This window comes from Acinetobacter sp. CIP 101966, assembly GCF_000369725.1.
GTDB lineage: Bacteria > Pseudomonadota > Gammaproteobacteria > Pseudomonadales > Moraxellaceae > Acinetobacter > Acinetobacter lwoffii_Q.
In genome coordinates, this window is sequence record NZ_KB850158.1 from 490,778 (window position 1) to 509,233 (window position 18,456).

18 protein-coding genes are annotated in these 18,456 nt (G+C 39.9%); 9 read left to right on the forward strand and 9 right to left on the reverse strand.

The window, feature by feature from the left end; translation table 11 throughout:
• Positions 1–60 precede the first annotated feature (60 nt).
• The 4 genes from F891_RS02345 (at position 61) to F891_RS02360 (ending at position 3,582) form a co-directional block, all read left to right on the forward strand.
• Positions 61–783 (forward strand): glycosyl transferase, encoded by a 723-nt coding sequence (locus tag F891_RS02345; protein WP_004278328.1) that lies wholly within the window; start codon positions 61–63, stop codon positions 781–783.
• A 41-nt stretch (positions 784–824) separates the two neighbouring features.
• Positions 825–1,796, forward strand: coding sequence for a Stealth CR1 domain-containing protein (locus tag F891_RS02350; protein ID WP_004278327.1), 972 nt, complete (start codon positions 825–827; stop codon positions 1,794–1,796).
• Positions 1,797–1,805: 9 nt separating this feature from the next.
• The gene (locus F891_RS02355) at positions 1,806–2,567 is read left to right on the forward strand and encodes a glycosyltransferase family 25 protein (RefSeq protein WP_004278326.1); all 762 of its coding nucleotides are present in this window, start codon (positions 1,806–1,808) and stop codon (positions 2,565–2,567) included.
• A 76-nt stretch (positions 2,568–2,643) separates the two neighbouring features.
• The gene (locus F891_RS02360) at positions 2,644–3,582 is read left to right on the forward strand and encodes a glycosyltransferase family 32 protein (protein WP_004278324.1); all 939 of its coding nucleotides are present in this window, start codon (positions 2,644–2,646) and stop codon (positions 3,580–3,582) included.
• A 30-nt stretch (positions 3,583–3,612) separates the two neighbouring features.
• On the opposite strand, the gene F891_RS02365 is transcribed toward F891_RS02360, so the two are convergent.
• The gene (locus F891_RS02365; protein WP_004782138.1) at positions 3,613–4,515 is read right to left on the reverse strand and encodes a hypothetical protein; all 903 of its coding nucleotides are present in this window, start codon (positions 4,513–4,515) and stop codon (positions 3,613–3,615) included.
• A gap of 92 nt (positions 4,516–4,607) precedes the next feature.
• Positions 4,608–5,507, reverse strand: a complete 900-nt coding sequence (locus tag F891_RS02370; protein ID WP_004278322.1) for a glycosyltransferase — start codon at positions 5,505–5,507, stop codon at positions 4,608–4,610.
• Between the two features lie 288 nt (positions 5,508–5,795).
• Here F891_RS02370 and F891_RS02375 point away from each other — a divergent pair, with 288 nt between their 5' ends.
• A complete protein-coding gene (locus F891_RS02375) occupies positions 5,796–6,518 on the forward strand; it encodes a putative nucleotide-diphospho-sugar transferase (protein ID WP_005261841.1) in 723 nt (240 codons plus the stop codon).
• A gap of 7 nt (positions 6,519–6,525) precedes the next feature.
• On the opposite strand, the gene F891_RS02380 is transcribed toward F891_RS02375, so the two are convergent.
• From F891_RS02380 to F891_RS02395, 4 genes are all read right to left on the reverse strand, one after another.
• Positions 6,526–7,389: a lysophospholipid acyltransferase family protein gene (locus F891_RS02380; protein ID WP_005261842.1), complete on the reverse strand. Its 864-nt coding sequence runs from the start codon at positions 7,387–7,389 to the stop codon at positions 6,526–6,528.
• Positions 7,390–7,407: 18 nt separating this feature from the next.
• On the reverse strand, positions 7,408–7,629 hold the full coding sequence (locus F891_RS02385) for a hypothetical protein (protein ID WP_004278319.1): 222 nt from the start codon (positions 7,627–7,629) through the stop codon (positions 7,408–7,410).
• Between the two features lie 114 nt (positions 7,630–7,743).
• A complete protein-coding gene (aspS, locus tag F891_RS02390) occupies positions 7,744–9,528 on the reverse strand; it encodes an aspartate--tRNA ligase (RefSeq protein WP_005107847.1) in 1,785 nt (594 codons plus the stop codon).
• 162 nt (positions 9,529–9,690) lie between these two features.
• The gene (locus tag F891_RS02395; RefSeq protein ID WP_005103282.1) at positions 9,691–10,455 is read right to left on the reverse strand and encodes a DUF4184 family protein; all 765 of its coding nucleotides are present in this window, start codon (positions 10,453–10,455) and stop codon (positions 9,691–9,693) included.
• A gap of 141 nt (positions 10,456–10,596) precedes the next feature.
• On the opposite strand from F891_RS02395, the gene znuD reads away from it, so the two are divergent.
• Together znuD and F891_RS02405 are read left to right on the forward strand one after the other, a co-directional pair.
• A complete protein-coding gene (gene znuD, locus F891_RS02400; protein ID WP_005261850.1) occupies positions 10,597–12,711 on the forward strand; it encodes a zinc piracy TonB-dependent receptor ZnuD in 2,115 nt (704 codons plus the stop codon).
• A gap of 106 nt (positions 12,712–12,817) precedes the next feature.
• Positions 12,818–14,281, forward strand: a complete 1,464-nt coding sequence (locus tag F891_RS02405; RefSeq protein ID WP_004733001.1) for a phospholipase D-like domain-containing protein — start codon at positions 12,818–12,820, stop codon at positions 14,279–14,281.
• An 85-nt stretch (positions 14,282–14,366) separates the two neighbouring features.
• Here the strand turns inward: F891_RS02405 and F891_RS02410 are convergent, their stop codons facing one another.
• Positions 14,367–14,825: a hypothetical protein gene (locus tag F891_RS02410; RefSeq protein ID WP_004732999.1), complete on the reverse strand. Its 459-nt coding sequence runs from the start codon at positions 14,823–14,825 to the stop codon at positions 14,367–14,369.
• 179 nt (positions 14,826–15,004) lie between these two features.
• Here F891_RS02410 and F891_RS02415 point away from each other — a divergent pair, with 179 nt between their 5' ends.
• Complete coding sequence (locus F891_RS02415; RefSeq protein ID WP_005261853.1) at positions 15,005–15,457, forward strand: RcnB family protein; 453 nt, start codon at positions 15,005–15,007, stop codon at positions 15,455–15,457.
• Positions 15,458–15,655: 198 nt separating this feature from the next.
• Here F891_RS02415 and F891_RS02420 read toward each other — a convergent pair whose 3' ends face one another.
• Positions 15,656–16,153, reverse strand: a complete 498-nt coding sequence (locus tag F891_RS02420; RefSeq protein ID WP_004647497.1) for a phosphate-starvation-inducible protein PsiE — start codon at positions 16,151–16,153, stop codon at positions 15,656–15,658.
• A 174-nt stretch (positions 16,154–16,327) separates the two neighbouring features.
• On the opposite strand from F891_RS02420, the gene F891_RS02425 reads away from it, so the two are divergent.
• Positions 16,328–16,534: a hypothetical protein gene (locus F891_RS02425; RefSeq protein ID WP_005261855.1), complete on the forward strand. Its 207-nt coding sequence runs from the start codon at positions 16,328–16,330 to the stop codon at positions 16,532–16,534.
• A gap of 60 nt (positions 16,535–16,594) precedes the next feature.
• Here the strand turns inward: F891_RS02425 and F891_RS02430 are convergent, their stop codons facing one another.
• On the reverse strand, positions 16,595–18,376 hold the full coding sequence (locus F891_RS02430; RefSeq protein ID WP_005261858.1) for an acyl-CoA dehydrogenase C-terminal domain-containing protein: 1,782 nt from the start codon (positions 18,374–18,376) through the stop codon (positions 16,595–16,597).
• Positions 18,377–18,456: the final 80 nt, after the last annotated feature.

The window sequence follows — 18,456 nt, forward strand, 5'->3', positions numbered from 1 at the left end:
CGAACTTATGTCATCATATTCACCATCAAGAAGATTTTAAGATGAGCTTAGGCATACGCAATGAGTAACATCGTTATTTGTATGAAATGGGGAACCAAATACGGTTCGGAATACGTCAATCGTTTATACAATATGGTTAAACGACATACGACAGTCGACTTTAAAATGGTCTGTCTGACGGATCGTACTGAAGGCATTGATCCTGCAGTACAATGTTTCCCTATTCCACCTCTGGCATTGCCTGAAGGTGCGCCTGAGCGTGGCTGGAACAAGCTGTCCACTTTTGAGCCTGATCTGTATGGTTTGGAAGGCAATGCACTCTTCCTCGATCTTGACGTGGTGATTGTCGATAATATCGATGAGTTCTTTACCTATCCGGGTGACTTCCTGATTATTCATGACTGGAAACGTCCTTGGCGTATTACCGGTAACAGTTCGGTTTATCGGTTTAAACTGGGTGCTTTCCCAGGTCTGTTACCTTATTTCCGTGAACATTTTGATGAAATTCGTCAAAAATTCCGTAATGAGCAAGCCTATTTGTCTTGGTATGTAGACCGTGAAGGTAAACAGACGTATTGGCCAGAAAGCTGGTGCAAGAGCTATAAATATCACTGCCTGCAAAAAATTCCGATGGCTTATTTTAAGCCGCCTGTGAAGCCTGAAGGTGCCAAAATCATTGTTTTTCATGGCGAGATTAATCCGCCAGATGCAGTGAATGGTGGTGGTGGTAAATGGTATCGTTATGTGTTGCCATCGCAGTGGATTAAGGACGCTTGGCAGTAAGTTATAGAGTTTATTCAAGCTAATTGTTGATTAGAAGTATTATGGAAAAAATAGATTTTGTTATTGCGTGGGTCGATGGCAATGATGTAAAGCATCGACTTAAAAGGCAACAGTTTCAATCTACTAATATCGTAAAAGGTTCAGCAGAAGAAACTCGATTTGCTAGTAATGATGAAATCTATTTTTCAATTGCTTCAATTCTTAAATATGTTCCCTATTTTGGAACAATTTATATTATTACGGATGAACAGCAGCCTGCACATATTCATGATTTTTTCGAACAGGGATTATGTGCTCCTGAGCAGATAAAAATAATTGATCATAGAACAATATTTGCTGGTCATGAGCAATACTTGCCTACATTTAATTCTTTAAGTATTGAAACTATGCTTTGGAATATTCCAGGGTTATCAAAGTATTTTATTTATTTGAATGATGATTTCTTCTTTAATGCCTCATCTGAATTAGATGATTTTTTAGTTGGTGACCAGATAAAAGTCTATGGACATTGGGAAAATAACTCCTTAATTAAAGCAAAATTTAATCTACGTAAAGGTCTTAATAAATATTTTGGTAAACCTTTACAGCCTAAATATACAATTGCTCAAATGCTTAGTGCTGAATTATGTGGATTTAATAAATATTATGAAATTCATCATCGTCCCCATATATTGGATCGTGATGTACTACAAAATTATTTTCAAAAATACCCTACAACATTAGCTCAACAGATTAGGCATCGTTTTAGAAGTGCTTTTCAGTTTTTACCCGTAGGACTTAATAATCATTTAAAAATTCAGGCTAATGAAGCAGTTCTATACGATGATATTAATATTGCTTATTTAAAAAATGAAGCATTGCTATCTTTATTTTTAGAAAACTTAAATAATACCACTATTAAATTTGGTTGTATTCAAAGTTTGGATCAATTTGATCCAAAAGAAGCAGAAAAGGTATCTTTTGCTTTAATTGCTAAATTTAAAAACTATTTACCTCTATCTATTCAGCATTAAGAGTTAATCATGAAAGTTGTAACTTATTTAATTAATTTAGACGGAAGTGATGAGCGTCTAGCTGCAGCAACTCAGCAGCTTAATAGTGTGAGCTGGAGGTTTGAACGTTTTGCTGCTTATGATGGTCGGGGTAAAGCACTCTCTGAATTCATAAATTATAATGACGATCAAACTAATAAGGTATTAGGTCGTAGTTTAATGAATTCCGAGTTAGGTTGTTATTTAAGTCATTATGGATGCGCTGAAAAATTTTTAGCCACTGATGCAGATTATTTAGTGGTTCTGGAAGATGACCTTAAAATTAATAGTGACTTTAAGATTAAAATTGACAGCATCATTGAATATTTGCACCAACATCAAGATTTAAACTGGTATCTTATTAATATTGCTGCAAAAAAGAAAAAACTAGCAAAAGATATTACGCAAATAGGGGATATAAGTCTATGGCATGCTTTTTATTTCCCAATTCGTGGCTTAGGGTTAATCTGGTCGCGGCAGGGAGCACAGTCTTTTGTTGAGGTAGGCAAAACTATAAATATGCCGGTTGATATCTTCTTCCAGTCTTGGTTAAGTCAAAATGGCAAAGGTTTAGGGATTTGGCCACCACTAGTGAAGCCAGCAGGGGTCGATAGTGATATTTTGGGAACGGTTGCTACTCAGGGGATTTCTCGTAAAGCACTTGAAAATAGAAGCAGCTCCTATGGCTTTAAAAAGCAGAAGCGTATGTGGCGTGATCGTTATCATGCACTAAAATATCTGCTAAATTCTTAAAATTCATCGAATATCTTAATAATTGAATATTTATCATTAAAGGAATAAATCAATGAGCATGTTGGAAATAATTTAGATGAAAATATTTAAAAAAACTTATTATATGCTTAAGTTTTATATCATGTATTTTTACAAGATTAGAGGCACGAATTTAAAAATTCATAATTACGCAAATATGATTACGCTTAATCCAAAGCCAGAAGAAGTTAAAATACCTAAGCTGATTTGGCTGTATTGGGAGGGGGATGTACCATTATTTGTGGAAAAATGCATAGAAAATATAAAGCTAATAAATGCAAATTATGAGGTTCATTTTTTAACACCAACAACTGTTGATCAATTTATACAGATAGATTTTGATTCTTTAAATATTCATCTACCTCAGCATAAAGCTGATTTAATCAGATTTAAATTACTTTATGTTTATGGAGGAATCTGGTTAGATGCAAGTATTATCGTTTATGAAAATTTAGATTGGATTCAAGAGTTGGTTTCTCAAAATCAGACCGAAAGTTTTGCCTATTATCGTAAAAAAAACACTACCAATATTGATTCTCCAGTCATCGAGAATTGGCTTTTAGCAACGGCTCCTAACAATAGGTTTTTTAAAGATTGGTTTGATGAGTTGGTGAACGCCATGCAGGTTGGCCCTAAAACATATATCAATGAAATTAAACGTACTGTGCCAAATTATGAGAGAATATTTCAAAAGATTAGTAATTTAGAGTACCTGATTTCCTATGTGGTGTGTCAGGTGATTATGCTGAAAGCATTGCCTAGTATTACTTTAATTGATTGTGATCAAAATGCCTTTTACTATCAGGTAAAAAATAAATGGGTCAAAGAAAAAACATTAATTGAAATGGCAATCAATCATCATTCAGGTGAATACCCTAAATTGATTAAATTTGCCGGTAAAGAGCGTAAACATATAGGCGAATTTTATGAAAAAGGAATGTATTTTCAAGATTCACTGCTAGATTTCCATGATGATCAGAGTAAAACCTTATCTTAACGCTCTATCAGGTTGGATGATCTGAACCACTTAGAGGATGGTGTCTTGTTCGAGCGTTAATTTATTAAATGATTTGATAAGACTATGGGGTGAAAGATTATAAACAGACACTTTTTGACTTTCAAAGAAATAGGCTGCTGTTTCAAATGCCGCTATGATTGATTGGGTGTGCTGGTTTAATAAGGTAGGTTGTTTTGCATCTAAAGTTTCATAAAATCGTGGTAGGTCGAAGTTATTCATATCCACACCTGCAATATAGATATGTTGGTAATTTAATCCTGACATAATCTGTAATGCGGTATAAGCCACGGTATAGTAGTCAAATACTGTGTCATACATGTGTGTAGAAAAGCCAAAACCATTGTAGAAGTAATTACTCTTAACTTTTTCATCAACATGAATAGTGTTTCCCATAAAAAGTTCATTTTTACAGTTACTCGTGATTTCAATAATTTTAAATTGGCAACGAATCTGTTCGATTTTTACTTTTCTTAGAATATAGTCTAAGCAACGTGCGGTGGTGAAAAAATTGCATGCTGTGTCTAAAACCCGCTCAACGAGATCAAAACGATTTTGTACAAAATCATGATCAATAATGACATAGTGTTGAAAAGTGACCTCATTCAAAGCGATTGCTCCATTGACGCCAATATAGTCCAGTTTCTCATATTTAAAAAATTTATCAGGAATCTTTTTAATCGATGGTCCTGTTGCGATCAGCATACATTTTGAATGTTTATTCTTTAAGTTAAGCGTATGGTCTGCAATTAAGGTATTCCTAAAAAAAACTTGATCAATTTGACCCGATGCATTACGAACCACACGGTAAAAAGGCCAATAGCGTCTGTTGTGTTTGTAAGTACTCGGTTTTAAAAGTTTATAGGTATATTTTGTCAAATTTCGAACGAAATGGTTGAAAATTAAACCACACATATTCTTGTCTCTTTCATAGCTTATTTCTATGAGTTATATCAAGTTTATTTGAGAATAATCTAATTGATAAGATGATTCAGTTGCTTAGAGGGTTAATGATCTAAATTAAATGAATCACGCTTGGTTTTAAACTTGCTCAGGAGCCTCTTAAACCAAGGCTGGGATGTTTCTGACCGAGTAATGTTATTGCCCGAGTATTTTTTTTGAGATGCTTTGTGAAATTTTCCGTAGGGTGTAATTGTATAGTCCTCAAGTTGGTATCCGGCAGAAAGGGCTTCGTGATAGTATTGGTCAAAAAGTGTTGTCAGGTCCGCTCGGGGGTGAGGAATAATTTCGCCATCAAACCAATGTGTTGAATTATTGTGTTGAAGACGAGGAATTGAATATTTGTGACTAAACTGGGTGCCCATATCGGAATAATGCAAAATTTTAATCTCGTTGATACTTAGATTTTCACCATCGATGCAATTAAAATGATCATTATAAGCTTGAACCAATGACGGTTCTTTTTGAATTTGTCTCATCAGACTTTGATGACTGGCAGGGTTACTTTTTAATTCCTCAATTCTAGGAAGAAAATGTTTGGCCTTTTCACAATCCCAGACACAAGTGCATAAACGGGCTGAGCTTCCCCCCCCCTTGGCTGCCACAATAGCATTGGCTTCAATAGGATGTTCCCAGAGTAGTGCAAGATCATCGAGTACAATGACATCTGTATCCATGTAAATGGCTTTACCTTGAAATTGACAATACTCTGGAATAGCCCACCGAAATCCGGAAAAAGGTGTCGCCCAGTTTTCTGTTCTCCATCCTTGATTCGATTTCGGATCAGAATACCAATAGCTAGAAGGATCACGCGAAAGTTGCATCCAAATAATTTCTACAGGCTGCTGGGTATGTTTTTTAATGCTGTAGTCTAAAACCATCATTTGTTCTAAATCACAGTTGTTTGGGTCACAGCCTATAAAAATTTTGATTGTTTTGAGACTCATTTTTATCAATTATTTTGTGATATGATAATGTATATTAAAACAAAGACTATATAAAAACAAAGACTACATAAGATTTACTATGTTTTTTTATTTATTCTATTATAATTAAAACTTAAATAAAATAATCGAATTTATTTCAATGACTTCTTTGGTTTTTAAATAAATTACAATAACTTATGTGTATTATATTGTTATATAATTACGAAAAAAATTTAAAATTATAGTTTTTTATCACACTTTTATCTATGATTTTAAACTTAAATTGGTAGAAAATTAAAAGGATTCTTAATGTTGACAGTTTTTGGTTTTCATACAGATGATAAACTATATACGAAGCATGCTCAAATTTTAGCTGAATCAGCAAAAAAAATTAATATTCATATTCTATTAAAGCAATTTTCAAAAGATGACTGGCAAACCATTATTGCATTTAAGCCTGTGTTTATTTCGCAAATGCGTCGTGAAACTCATGGCCCACTTTTATTTGTTGATGCTGATGCTATAATTCTTGAGGATATCCGGCCATACTTCAATGCAATTGAAGAAGATATTGCAGTACATTACATAGATAATAAGCGTTTAATTAGTAGTACTATTTTTATAAATGACACTAAAAATGCACATTCTCTGATGGATGAATGGGAGAAGCGTATGTTGCAAAATCCAACTATTTGGGATCAGATTATTTTACAAAACTTGGTTGATGAGTGGCATGATGCAGGCCTTATTACATTAAAAAAGCTACCACCAAACTATACATTTATTTTTGATACATCTCGTAATTTATATGGGGATAAGATTCAACCTAGTATTGAACAATTACAAGCAAGTAGAGATAAGCGTTGGATACAGAAATATGAGCAAAGAAATTCAATTTATCAATGGATAATGCGTTCTTCTCTACTGTCAAAAAGTACTAAAAAGATTGTTAAACGACATAATGAAGTTAATGCACGAACAACAAAGTTAGGAATTGATATTAAGTTAACTTTAAGTGATTTAATTGAATAATTAAAATTTATTGATAAATATTACTTTCATCAATTATTTTCCTAAACCTTTTATACCCCCACAAATACTGTTCCGGAGCGACATTAATCATGCGCTCCATTTCTTTATTTAAGGTATCAACCGACAATTGTAAATCTTTAGATAAAATATCATTTGATAATTTAGTCACGTAAATATCATAGCCGGAAAAATCTTCACGTCTTAAACAACTAAGCCCAACTACTGAACATTGTGTTTTGGCTGCCAGTTTGGAAAGTAAGGTAGAAGATAGCGCATTTTGATTGTAGAAAAGTGAGTAGATACCACCACTTTCTTTAGGTACATGATCCGGCAATATTGCAGAAAAACCACCCTGTTTTAAATGCTTAAATAAAGCACGTACACCAGAATCATCTGTAGGAACCAGTGTGGCATTCAGGCGTTGCCGAGCTTCAAGCATAAAACGGTCAATATCCTGATTCTTACTGGGCTTGTACATAATTACAGGGGAGGTGTGCTGATTTACCCAGACATTTAAAAGCTCCCACGTACCAAAATGAGGCACCACTGCCAAGCAGCCATGAGGATTTTGCAAAGCTTTCAGGAAAATATCTTCGCCCTGCACATCTTGAATCAAAGACAGCGCATAGTCTGGTGATGATCCCCAAATCTTGACTGATTCTGCATACGTCATGCACTGACTTTTCAGGCTGCTTTTGGTCAAATCAGCCCGTTCAGCTTCCGAAAGTTCAGGATAGGCAGAGGCCAGGTTAATCTCGGTCACTCGGCGTGCAGAAGAATGGCTGAAATACAAAAGAGATCCAGCCAGTTGTGCAAGATTTTGAATGAATCTTAATGGAAGTTTAGAGAAATTTTTAAGTAGGGTGTACATGGTATCCAGATGGTCAGATTATAGGTCTTTGTCCGGATTGCCCTTCAGCACCATATAAATCAAACCTACAAAAATCAGCAGGGCACCTAAAATACTGCTCAGGCAAAAATACACAATACGGTCATTGGTATCGAGGTTGAACAGGTTGTTGGCAAGGATATAGCGCATGAACAGCCATTGAACCACTGAAAATACAATAAGCATAATGCTGCGATTACGAACTGCAGGACGCATAGCCATTGCTAATTACCTTAGATTAAAAACTGTGGCTATTATGCCACTGTTCCAGATGCGACTCAATCACACAAAAAAGCCCCACACGAGGCAGGGCTTTTTCACTTAAAACGTCAAGAATTATTCTTGAGATTCAGCTTTCGGTTTTTCACGTAAGCGAATCCCAAGGTCACGCAGCTGGTTTGATTCAACTGGTGCTGGCGCTTGAGTCAATGGACATTCAGCAGTCTTGGTTTTCGGGAATGCAATGACATCACGAATAGAAGAACCGCCAGTCATGAGCATCACAAGACGGTCAAGACCGAATGCCAAACCGCCATGCGGAGGAGCACCGTAACGTAATGCATTTAACAAGAAGCTAAATTTCTCTTCCGCTTCTTCTTCACCAATACCAAGCGCTTCAAAGATCGCTTTTTGCATTTCAAGGTTATGAATACGCAGTGAACCACCACCGATTTCAGTACCGTTCAATACCATATCGTAAGCCACAGAAAGCGCAGCGCCTGGGTTGTTCTTCACTTCTTCCACGCTAGATTTTGGAAGCGTGAATGGGTGATGCACAGATGTCCATTTACCATCATCAGTTTCTTCGAACATTGGGAAATCAACAACCCAAAGTGGCGCCCACTCGCAAGTTGCAAGTTTCATGTCATGACCGATCTTCACACGAAGCGCGCCCATGGCATCGTTTACAACTTTTGCTTTGTCTGCACCGAAGAATACGATGTCGCCATTTTCAGCACCAACACGTTTCAATAGATCAAGTACGATTGGCTCGATAAATTTCACGATTGGAGACTGAAGACCTTCGATACCTTTTTCAAGTTCGTTGACTTTGATGTAAGCCAAACCGCGTGCACCGTAGATGCCTACAAACTTGGTGTATTCATCAATCGCGCTACGTGGCAGTGAACCCGCACCTGGTACGCGAAGCGCAACGATACGACCTTTAGGATCTTTAGCAGGACCTGCGAATACCTTGAACTCAACGTCTTGCATGAGGTCTGCAACGTCAACCAGTTTCAAAGGAATACGCATATCTGGTTTGTCAGATGCATAGTCACGCATTGCATCGTTGTATGTCATGCGTGGGAATTTATCAAACTCTACGTTTAGAAGTTCTTTGAACATCTTTACGGTTAAAGTTTCCATCAGATCCATGATGTCATCGTCACTCATGAACGATGTTTCAACGTCGATTTGGGTGAATTCAGGCTGACGGTCAGCACGTAAGTCTTCATCACGGAAACATTTTGCGATTTGATAGTAACGATCAATACCGCCCACCATCAACAACTGTTTGAACAGCTGTGGAGATTGCGGAAGTGCATAGAAGCTACCATTCGATACACGGCTTGGTACTAAATAGTCACGCGCACCTTCAGGAGTCGCACGAGTCAAAATTGGTGTTTCAACGTCTAAGAAACCATTGTCTTCGAAGTAGTTACGAATCAGGTTGGTTAACTTAGAACGGAAGCGTAAACGATCTAGCATTTCTGGACGACGGATGTCCAGGAAACGGTATTTCAAACGGATTTCTTCAGAAATATTGGTGTTTTCGTCATTCAAAGGGAATGGCGGAGTTTCAGACTGAGCAAGAACTTCAATTTCTTTACCCAAGACTTCGATTTGACCGCTCACCATATTGGCATTTTCTGTGCCTTCATAACGGCGACGCACACGGCCTGTAATTTTTAATACAAATTCTGAACGTACTTTATCAGCAGTTGCAAATGCTTCAGGAGTATCTGGGTCAATAACCACTTGAACAAGACCATCACGGTCACGCATGTCAAGGAAGATTACACCACCGTGGTCACGGCGACGGTGTACCCAACCGCATAATGTTACGGTTTGGTCAATTTGAGCTTCGGTTAAAGAACCGCAGTAATGAGTTCGCATCATAGCGTTAGAAATCCAACTATATGGGTTAAGGTCAGCGAATACGTAAACAGCGTACCGCTTTGAGTAAAGGTAGGATTATGCCTCTTTGGGCATGTTGTCACAAGAACTTGGGTCAAAAACAATATCATTTTAAAGTGAATAGGCGCAAAGCCAGTGCTTTGTTTAATCCATCCTGTGCTCTCTGTCTAAAAATAAAAACAGTAAACAGCCCAGACTGAAGGTGATCAGAAAGCCTTGGCTAAATTCATTGATCGAGCGACCAGTAAAATAATAGAGGTCTGATTGCCAGACTTCCGTAGAAATATAGCGCGCATAATCCCAGACAGAAAATAGGCCGGTAAATATAGAAAAGAGCAATAAGCCCCAGGCAAAGGATTTGATTTTCACACTGACTGCAAGATATTGCTGATGAGTTTTATAGTAATGCAGGCTCATCCACAGGATAAGAGGCAAGACAATCACTGAGGTGCCAATCTGTAAAATCCGGTGCAGCGGATAACTTTGTCCAAACAACTGAAAATGTTGGGCTAAGACGTCATGAAAGGCAAAAGTTCGAAAATCGACGTGGGTCAGTCCATCCCAGATTAAATGGGTAGCTGTACCGACGATCAGTGCCAGACACATTACCAGGATAAATTTTAGTGCTGAAAGGATATTGTGAATCTTTAAATCATGCTGAATACCGATGCAACGGTAAATCACGGGCCGGTAAATCAGGTACCAGACCGCACAAAAAGCCAGACCGATCCAGAGATCTGGATGAATCAGCGAAGACCATAAATGGGTAATATTAGAATTAGTATGAGTAAACAGACGATAAAGATCTGGAACCATGCTGCCAATGGCCAGCGCAGCAACAGGGAGTCTATTCCCAGTCAAATATGAAATAGGTGGAGCAAGCACAGCATGCGATAAGGTAAAGGGCATAAAAATAGTGTTTTTAATGTAATAAAAAATATTAGAAAGACATTCTAATAAAATATTCAGCTCATTATCGTAAAGGATTGCAAAAATAATGAAATGTTATATTATAACATTCACCCAGATTACTGAATTTGAGCTTCGGTCATGTCCTTCCCTAAGAATCTAATAACATTGTCAATTTTTGCTGTAGTTGCGCCTACAGTATTTGCAGAGCAATCCTCATCTTCTATCCCGGTACAGACCCTGGACACGATTCAGGTGCAAGCTCATCCATTGGTGCAGACTGCGGCAGATTTTGCGGTTGCAGATCATGTCGTGGATCAGAAAGCACTGTCTGAACGCGCCACCACCATTGGTGATGCCTTGGCAGATGAGCTTGGTGTTTATTCTAATCAATATGGTTCAGGCTCGAGTCGTCCTGTGATTCGGGGTCAAGATGGTCCACGTGTGAAAGTGTTGCAGCATGCTTCTGAAACAGCGGATGTATCCACTTTATCTCCTGACCATGCAGTAACCGTTGATCCGATTCTGGCGAAACAGGTCGAAGTGATTCGTGGTCCATCTACGTTGCTTTATGGTGCCGGTACAGTCGGTGGGTTGGTGAATGTCACTGATCAAAAAATCCCAACTCAAATGCCTGAAGATGGTTTAGAAGGTACAGTCGGCCTCCGTTATAACTCAGGCAGTGATGAAAAACTGGTAAGTGCTGGTGTGACAGCGGGTATTGGTGAAAACTTTGCTTTGCGTGTAGAAGGCTCAAAGCGTAACGCCAATGATTATATTGCACCGGATTATTTTCATGAGCATGATGACGAATTAGAAAAAGAACGTCGTGTGGGCAATACTTTTGCTGAAGGACAGACAGTCAATATTGGTGGATCATGGATTCATGATCGTGGTTTTGTTGGTTTGTCCTATAGTAACCGTCAGGATCAGTATGGCTTGCCCGGACATAGTCATGAATATCATGGTTGTGTTTTACATGGTGATCATTTTCATGGTTGTCCAACACCTGACCCAGATGCACCAGCCCATGAAGAGCATGGTGGACCATGGGTAGATTTAAAATCTGAACGCTATGAAGTACGCACCGAACTGGAACAACCTTTTGCCGGTGTTGAAAAACTACGTGTACATGCCAGCATGACCGATTATGAACACGATGAACTTGAAGAAAATGAAGTGATCAGTAACTTTAAAAGCAAAGGTTATGACGGTCGTTTAGAGTTGGTGCACGTGCCAGTTGCAGGTTGGGAGGGGGTGATCGGAACCCAGATTTCACAGCAAAAAATTAATCTTGCCGCATCAGAGCATGACCATCATGAAGATGGCGATGAGGACGATGAAGAACATCATGTTCATGGTTCTAGTGTCGTGATGCCGGACACAAAAACTGACAAATTCAGTCTTTTTGCTTTAGAACATAAGCAACTTGGCGATGTGCATGTTGAACTTGGTGCGCGTGTCGATCATCAAAAAGTGAAAGTAGATTCGGATCAGAAAGATTATTCGGGGACTGGTGTTTCTGCATCCGCTGCTGCCAACTGGGAATTTGCACCGAACTACAAACTTTCTGTAGTGGGATCACATCAGCAGCGTTTGCCTTTAGCTCAAGAACTCTATGCTGATGGCTTGCATTTTGCGACCAATACCTATGAACTAGGTAATCCTGATCTCGATAAAGAAACTTCAAATAATCTCGAGTTAGGTCTGCATTATGAAGGGGATAAACTGGATTACCATGTGCACGTGTATCACAACTGGTTTGATGATTATATCTATGGCGAAACGGTAGCGCAGAAAGGTAATTTACGTGGCGTGCAATATACCCAAGACAAAGCCAGATTTTATGGTACAGAAGCACAAGCCGGTTATCAGATCAATGATATGTATAAGCTCAGCGTCTTTGGGGATTATGTGCGTGGCAAGATTGAAGGCGAAAATGCACCACGGGTACCTGCAGGTCGCTTAGGCACCAAAGTCGAAGCAGACTTTGCCGATGGCTGGTCAGGTTTGGCTGAGTATTATCATGTCTTTAATCAGGACAAAATCGCCAGCTATGAAGATGAAACCCAAGGCTACAATATGGTGAATGTGGGCTTAAGCTATGCCAATAGCCTTGCAGATAACAATGCTTATAGGGTTTATTTCAAGGCCAACAACCTGCTTGATGATCAGGTGTATTCACATACTTCCTTCCTGTCGAATATTCCGCAGGTGGGTCGCAACTTTACTGTCGGCGTGCAATATGATTTCTAACAGGTCTACTGAAATAATTGACCAAATCATCTAGATCTCACTGAAATCTACTTGAAAAATCATAAGATAAAACCTAGCCTGAGTATATTGGGTTAGGTTTTATCTTATGCGTATCTTTCAACGAATTCACAATAAATTGAACTGGTCGAATCGCCGTTATGCGACTTTGATCATTAGTATGCTGGCCGTGGGTTATCTGGCTTCAGCGATCTACCACACTTATAAGCCTTTGCCGGAAGGTCTGAATTACACAGGCAAAATGCGTCATGCCGAAGTCAAATTTCTGGCTGATCAGACTTATCTGGATGCCGAAGGAAAACAGCATCTAGATCATCGCATTTTTAATGAAATGCTGCATATGATTGAAGAAGCCAAATCGCTGATCGTGCTGGATATGTTTTTATTTAATCAGCAAACGGGGGCATCTACGCAGGAACATCAGGCATTAAGTCAACAACTGACGGATGCTTTAATCAGTAAACGTCTGCTGCAACCTGAGGTAGAAATCAAATTTATTACCGATCCGATCAATTCGGTCTATGGCGGAATTCGATCCGAGCAGTATCGAGCCCTACGTCAGCACGGTGTTGATGTGATTGAAACCAATCTGACGCCATTGCGGGCTTCCAATCCAGGCTGGTCGGGCTTCTGGTATATCTGTTGCCAGGGCATTGGCAATAATCCGGAAAAGGGCTGGTTGCCGAATCCATTTGGAACAGAAAAAATTACCCTGCGCAGTTATTTTGAGCTGTTTAACTTTAAAGCCAATCATCGTAAAACCATGGTGGTAGATACCGATCAGGGCTGGAAAGCACTGGTCACATCCATGAATCCGCATGATGGCAGTTCACGCCATTCCAATATCGGTTTATTGGTCTGGGGTAGCACCGCTGTGGATATCCTGAAAACCGAGCAATCTGTCGGCATGATGTCACAAGCCAATATGCCTGCCATTGTCGCCGGGGATTTTCAGGCAGACAGCAGCCAGCCACAAGTTCAGGTGCTAACTGAAAAAGCTATTTATGATGCGATTTTGAATCTCATTCAGACCGCCAAAGCCAATGAGCAGATTGATCTGGCGATGTTTTATCTGTCTGAGCGCAAAATTATTAAAAGCCTGATCGCGGCACATGAGCGTGGTGTCAAAGTCCGGGTTTTACTCGATCCAAATAAAGATGCTTTTGGCCGTGAGAAAAACGGAATTCCAAACCGGCAAGTGGCTTGGGAACTGCATAAAGCAGGTATTGATGTGCGCTGGTGCCGTACTCAGGGTGAGCAATGTCATAGCAAAATACTGATGAAGCGCAATGCTCAGCAAGCTGAAATGATTTTAGGCTCGGCTAATTTTACCGTACGGAATCTGAAAAACTATAATCTGGAAACCAATATGCGCGTGCTGGGGCAGCCTCAGGCCGAAGTGTTCAAGGATGCCCAGCAATATTTTGACGGTGCATGGTCAAATCTGAATGGTCGTTCGATGAGCGTAGATTACACTCAATATGCAGAAAACTCGTTCTTTAAATATTGGCTGTATCGTTTTATGGAATGGAGTGGCTGGTCGACGTTTTGATTTTAAATCCCTCCTGACCTCCCTTTTAAAAAAGGGAGGAAAGTCCCTCTTTAAAAAAAGAGGGATTTAGGAAGATTTTTTATTATCAGCTTTTTGATTCTGGATTTGGCGGAACCAGCTGATCCAGCTCTTTATCCGTTAATTGATCCAGCTCAGAAATATCGGTTTTAATTTTCCATTGCGCTTCATCATCGACCGGATTTGGCAAACGCGCTTCTAACCAGTCACAAACCACATCTGGCGGGAAATCTGCGTGATTACACTGGATCACCCAAGACAGGAAATCTTTGGCTATACCATTCATATATGGCGGTGGAGAAACTGGAAGGAACTGAGTTGGAAGACGTTCATTTTTAGAAATATAGTTCAGGACATGACCTAGTTCTTGCACAGTTTGCCAAGCCAGCGGATGATCTACATTGATCTGAAATTTAAACCACCATGCCTGCTTGCCATCTGAACCATAGCTATCAATCCGTTCTTTCTGAACACTCGGCACTTTAGAAAAATATTCATGCAAACGATCGAAATTTAAATCAGACACAGTATTCAACTCGAAACATTAAAAAAGTGATTTTAGCATAAAGCCACAGGATGCCGATGAGCCCGCTAGATTGAAAATAGGCAAGCACATTACAAAAAATTGCAGGCTCAGCAGCCTTATCCATATTTTCTGCATCTATTTTGTTTAAAATATAGACAAGGTATTAACAGGAAGCGCAGATGAAAATAGTATTCTTGAGTGCAATATTCGCTGCATTGCTATTGGGAGCTTCTACACAAAGTATGGCTGGCAATGCTTGGGTGGGTTATGGTGGTGTAGACCGATCTGTACCGAAGTATCGCAGCGCACCACGATCTTATGATCCACCACGGCAGCATTATCCGCAACGTCCGCTGCCACCAAGACCACATTACCCGCAACGACCACCATATTGGGGCTATCCACCTGCACAGAGTCAAAGTGGATTAAACATTCAGTATCAGGCACCGACCACTATTTATCAAAATTCGAATAGTTATAGCTGGGTCAATGGTGATCCGAATGTTGCCCGGATTGAAAGTTCGAGATATACGGTAATTACCGATTGGCAGCGTTTAGGGTTACCAGCACCACCGCGTGGCAGCTACTGGATTTATGAAAACGGACGCTATGTGCTGGTGCCGAATCGTTAAACTGCTCTAAACTCTGAACGGATAATTCAGTTATAAACGTCAATAACTCAAAAAGACCAAAATAGTTCCCTCTCCTGTGAGGAGATGAGTAGCACTGCTACGCAAGGGAGAGATTGCTTGAGATAAATCTCCCAAAACCCTAAACGAGGCTTAAGTATTACTTTAAGCTGAAGTGCAAAAAAAAGAGGGCTTAAAAGACTATGCCAATTCATCATCTTCTGGACGCGGTGTTTTGCCAAGGGGTAATGGCTTTTCACTATGTTTGTCACGAATCACGGATGGATAAGTCCATGAGGCATAGCGCACCACTAATATCGCAAAGGCCAGAATCAGAATCGAACCGGTAATAATCACCAGATCCATGCTGGCTTTATGCGTGTGTTGAATATCTGCAATCAGCAAACGGGTCAGTGCAGTAATGGCAATATAAATCAGGAAACGTACTGGCATATGGTTGGTTTTGAAATAGATGCCGACCATGGCACCAAGTTCCAGATAAATAAACAACAGAAGAATGTCGTCAATGGTGGCGAACTGTTTCACGGTCAGAATGTCAATGACGGTATGGCCAGCGGACCAGATCACCATACAGCCAATAATAAACAGCGCAATATAATGAAAGCTTTCTACAGCAAGATTGCCAAGACGGTCGAGGAGAGCTTCAAATTTTTCAATTTTCGGACGTGATTTAGACATATTATCCTCCTGATTTTTCATGTGAAATAAAGATAGTTGCAGAATAACGTGCAAAGATCATGCACAGAATGATTGAATGAAAAATAAAGATTAAATTATTTGAACTTTTGCGCTTTTTTTAGACTAAATTGCTATATTGTATGGGTGGTAACATTGAATAAATAGGAGAAAAAAGTGTTAGATAAAATTCAAACAAAAATTAGCCAATTAGAAGCCGGAAAAAAATTAATCCTCGGCGTAGGCATTAAGGCTGAAGATATGCAAAAGGTGGTGGAGCTCTGCGAGTCTTTAGAGTCAGAGGGGAATATCAAAATTGTGAATAAACATTCGAATCCGAAAAGCAATAATCAGACGGATACCTTGCTAATTCAAAAAGTTTAATTGTTGCATTTTCATAAAAAACGCCTGCTGATGCAGGCGTTTTTATTGCAGATTTTCAGCTTAAGCTTGAGTCGTGAAATAATCTTCAGAGAAGTTCATGATGACGTCAGAACCTGATTTCACTTTAGTAATGCGTAATGCCAGTTCAGGCAGAATGCGTTGCACAAAATAACGTGCCAAAGCGAGTTTGTTCTGATAGAAATCACCCTCTTTATTTTTCGCTGCATTGGCAATGCGCGCAAACATATAAGAGAAACTCAACAGACCTACAGCGTGCAGATAGTCGACTGCGGTCGCATTCGGAAAGTCATGACTTTCTCTTGCTGCTTCCAGAATATACTGAGTCACTGATTCAACTTCAGTCGCTGCATCCAGTGTGGCATCTTTAATGAAGTTCAGGTCTGCATCCAGACTATTGGCAAAGTCACGGATTTCAGAGATATATTCAGAGATATATTCGCCGCCACATTTAATGGTTTTACGGCCGATCAAATCTTGTGACTGTACGCCGTTGGTGCCTTCATAGATCTGGGAAATACGCAGGTCACGGATACATTGCTCCAAGCCCCATTCACGGATATAGCCATGACCACCGAAGACCATTTGTGCATCTAATGTCGCTTGGAATGCGGTATCCGTTAAATACGCTTTCGCGATTGGTGTTAATAGCGCAACACGGTCATTGGCTTTTTTCACCGCTTCAGGATCAGTCGAGAATTTGGTGATATCCAACTGTTGACCTACATACACGGCGAATGCACGTGAAGCTTCATTATTGGCACGTACATTCAGCAGCATACGGCGTACATCACCATGCACTAGAATACTGTCCGCAGGTTTGTTTGGTGATTGAACGCCAGCCGCGCTGCGACCCTGTAAACGGTCTGTCGCATATTGCGCAGCGTTTTGATAAGCGAATTCAGAAGCACCTAGGCCTTGGATACCCATCGACAGACGTTCGTAGTTCATCATCACGAACATCGCAGCCAGACCTTCGTTTTCTTTACCAACCAGGTAACCTTTGGCACCGTCAAAGTTCATTACACAAGTCGCAGATGCCTTGATCCCCATCTTGTGTTCGATTGAACCTGGGCCGACCGGGTTACGTTCGCCAATAGAACCATCTTCATTCACCAAGAATTTCGGTACGATGAACAGGGAAATACCACGAGAGCCGGCAGGCGCATCTGGGGTTTTCGCTAGAACGAGGTGAATAATATTTTCCGCCAGGTCATGATCACCACCCGTGATGAAAATCTTGGTGCCGCTGATGCTATAAGTGCCGTCTTCGTTACGTTCAGCTTTGGTCTTGATAATACCCAGATCAGTACCGGCATGTGGCTCGGTTAAGCACATCGTGCCTGACCATTCACCTGAATAAATTTTAGGTAAATAGGTTTCTTTTTGTGCTTGTGAAGCGTAGCTGTTCAGCGCCATGCCTGCACCAACAGAAAGCAGTGGATAGAGCATGAAAGATGGGTTGGTCGCGAACAGCATTTCATCAGAAAGTACCGTTAGCATTTTCGGCATTTCCTGGCCGCCCCATTCCATATCTGCGCCCAGACCAATCCAGCCACCTTCTGCATATTGTTTGAACGCTTCTTTAAAGCCAGCAGGTGTGGTCACATTACCATTTTCAATTTTTGCGCCTTCTTCATCGCCGGTACGGTTCAGAGGAAGCATGACGTTTTGAGAAAATTTTGCCATTTCTTCAAGAATCGCTTCTGCTGTCGCAGCATCCAGATGCGCTAGATTTTCATTGGCCTGCCAGAATTGTTCTGCATTGAAGACATCGTTCAGGATGAATTTCATATCGGCAAGTGGCGCGTTATAAATTGGCATGGTGTGTCACCTGTTTATTGTTTGATTAAATGAGTTTTAATCAGTCTAAAACACTCAAAATCTGAATGTTAGACGACTAA

Coding starts and splice junctions, on each gene's coding strand:
- F891_RS02345 (WP_004278328.1), top strand. CDS start 61: ATGAGTAACATCGTTATTTGTATGAAATGGGGAACCAAATACGGTTCG.
- F891_RS02350 (WP_004278327.1), top strand. CDS start 825: ATGGAAAAAATAGATTTTGTTATTGCGTGGGTCGATGGCAATGATGTA.
- F891_RS02355 (WP_004278326.1), top strand. CDS start 1,806: ATGAAAGTTGTAACTTATTTAATTAATTTAGACGGAAGTGATGAGCGT.
- F891_RS02360 (WP_004278324.1), top strand. CDS start 2,644: ATGAAAATATTTAAAAAAACTTATTATATGCTTAAGTTTTATATCATG.
- F891_RS02365 (WP_004782138.1), bottom strand. CDS start 4,515: ATGTGTGGTTTAATTTTCAACCATTTCGTTCGAAATTTGACAAAATAT.
- F891_RS02370 (WP_004278322.1), bottom strand. CDS start 5,507: ATGAGTCTCAAAACAATCAAAATTTTTATAGGCTGTGACCCAAACAAC.
- F891_RS02375 (WP_005261841.1), top strand. CDS start 5,796: ATGTTGACAGTTTTTGGTTTTCATACAGATGATAAACTATATACGAAG.
- F891_RS02380 (WP_005261842.1), bottom strand. CDS start 7,389: ATGTACACCCTACTTAAAAATTTCTCTAAACTTCCATTAAGATTCATT.
- F891_RS02385 (WP_004278319.1), bottom strand. CDS start 7,629: ATGGCTATGCGTCCTGCAGTTCGTAATCGCAGCATTATGCTTATTGTA.
- aspS (WP_005107847.1), bottom strand. CDS start 9,528: ATGATGCGAACTCATTACTGCGGTTCTTTAACCGAAGCTCAAATTGAC.
- F891_RS02395 (WP_005103282.1), bottom strand. CDS start 10,455: ATGCCCTTTACCTTATCGCATGCTGTGCTTGCTCCACCTATTTCATAT.
- znuD (WP_005261850.1), top strand. CDS start 10,597: ATGTCCTTCCCTAAGAATCTAATAACATTGTCAATTTTTGCTGTAGTT.
- F891_RS02405 (WP_004733001.1), top strand. CDS start 12,818: ATGCGTATCTTTCAACGAATTCACAATAAATTGAACTGGTCGAATCGC.
- F891_RS02415 (WP_005261853.1), top strand. CDS start 15,005: ATGAAAATAGTATTCTTGAGTGCAATATTCGCTGCATTGCTATTGGGA.
- F891_RS02420 (WP_004647497.1), bottom strand. CDS start 16,153: ATGTCTAAATCACGTCCGAAAATTGAAAAATTTGAAGCTCTCCTCGAC.
- F891_RS02430 (WP_005261858.1), bottom strand. CDS start 18,376: ATGCCAATTTATAACGCGCCACTTGCCGATATGAAATTCATCCTGAAC.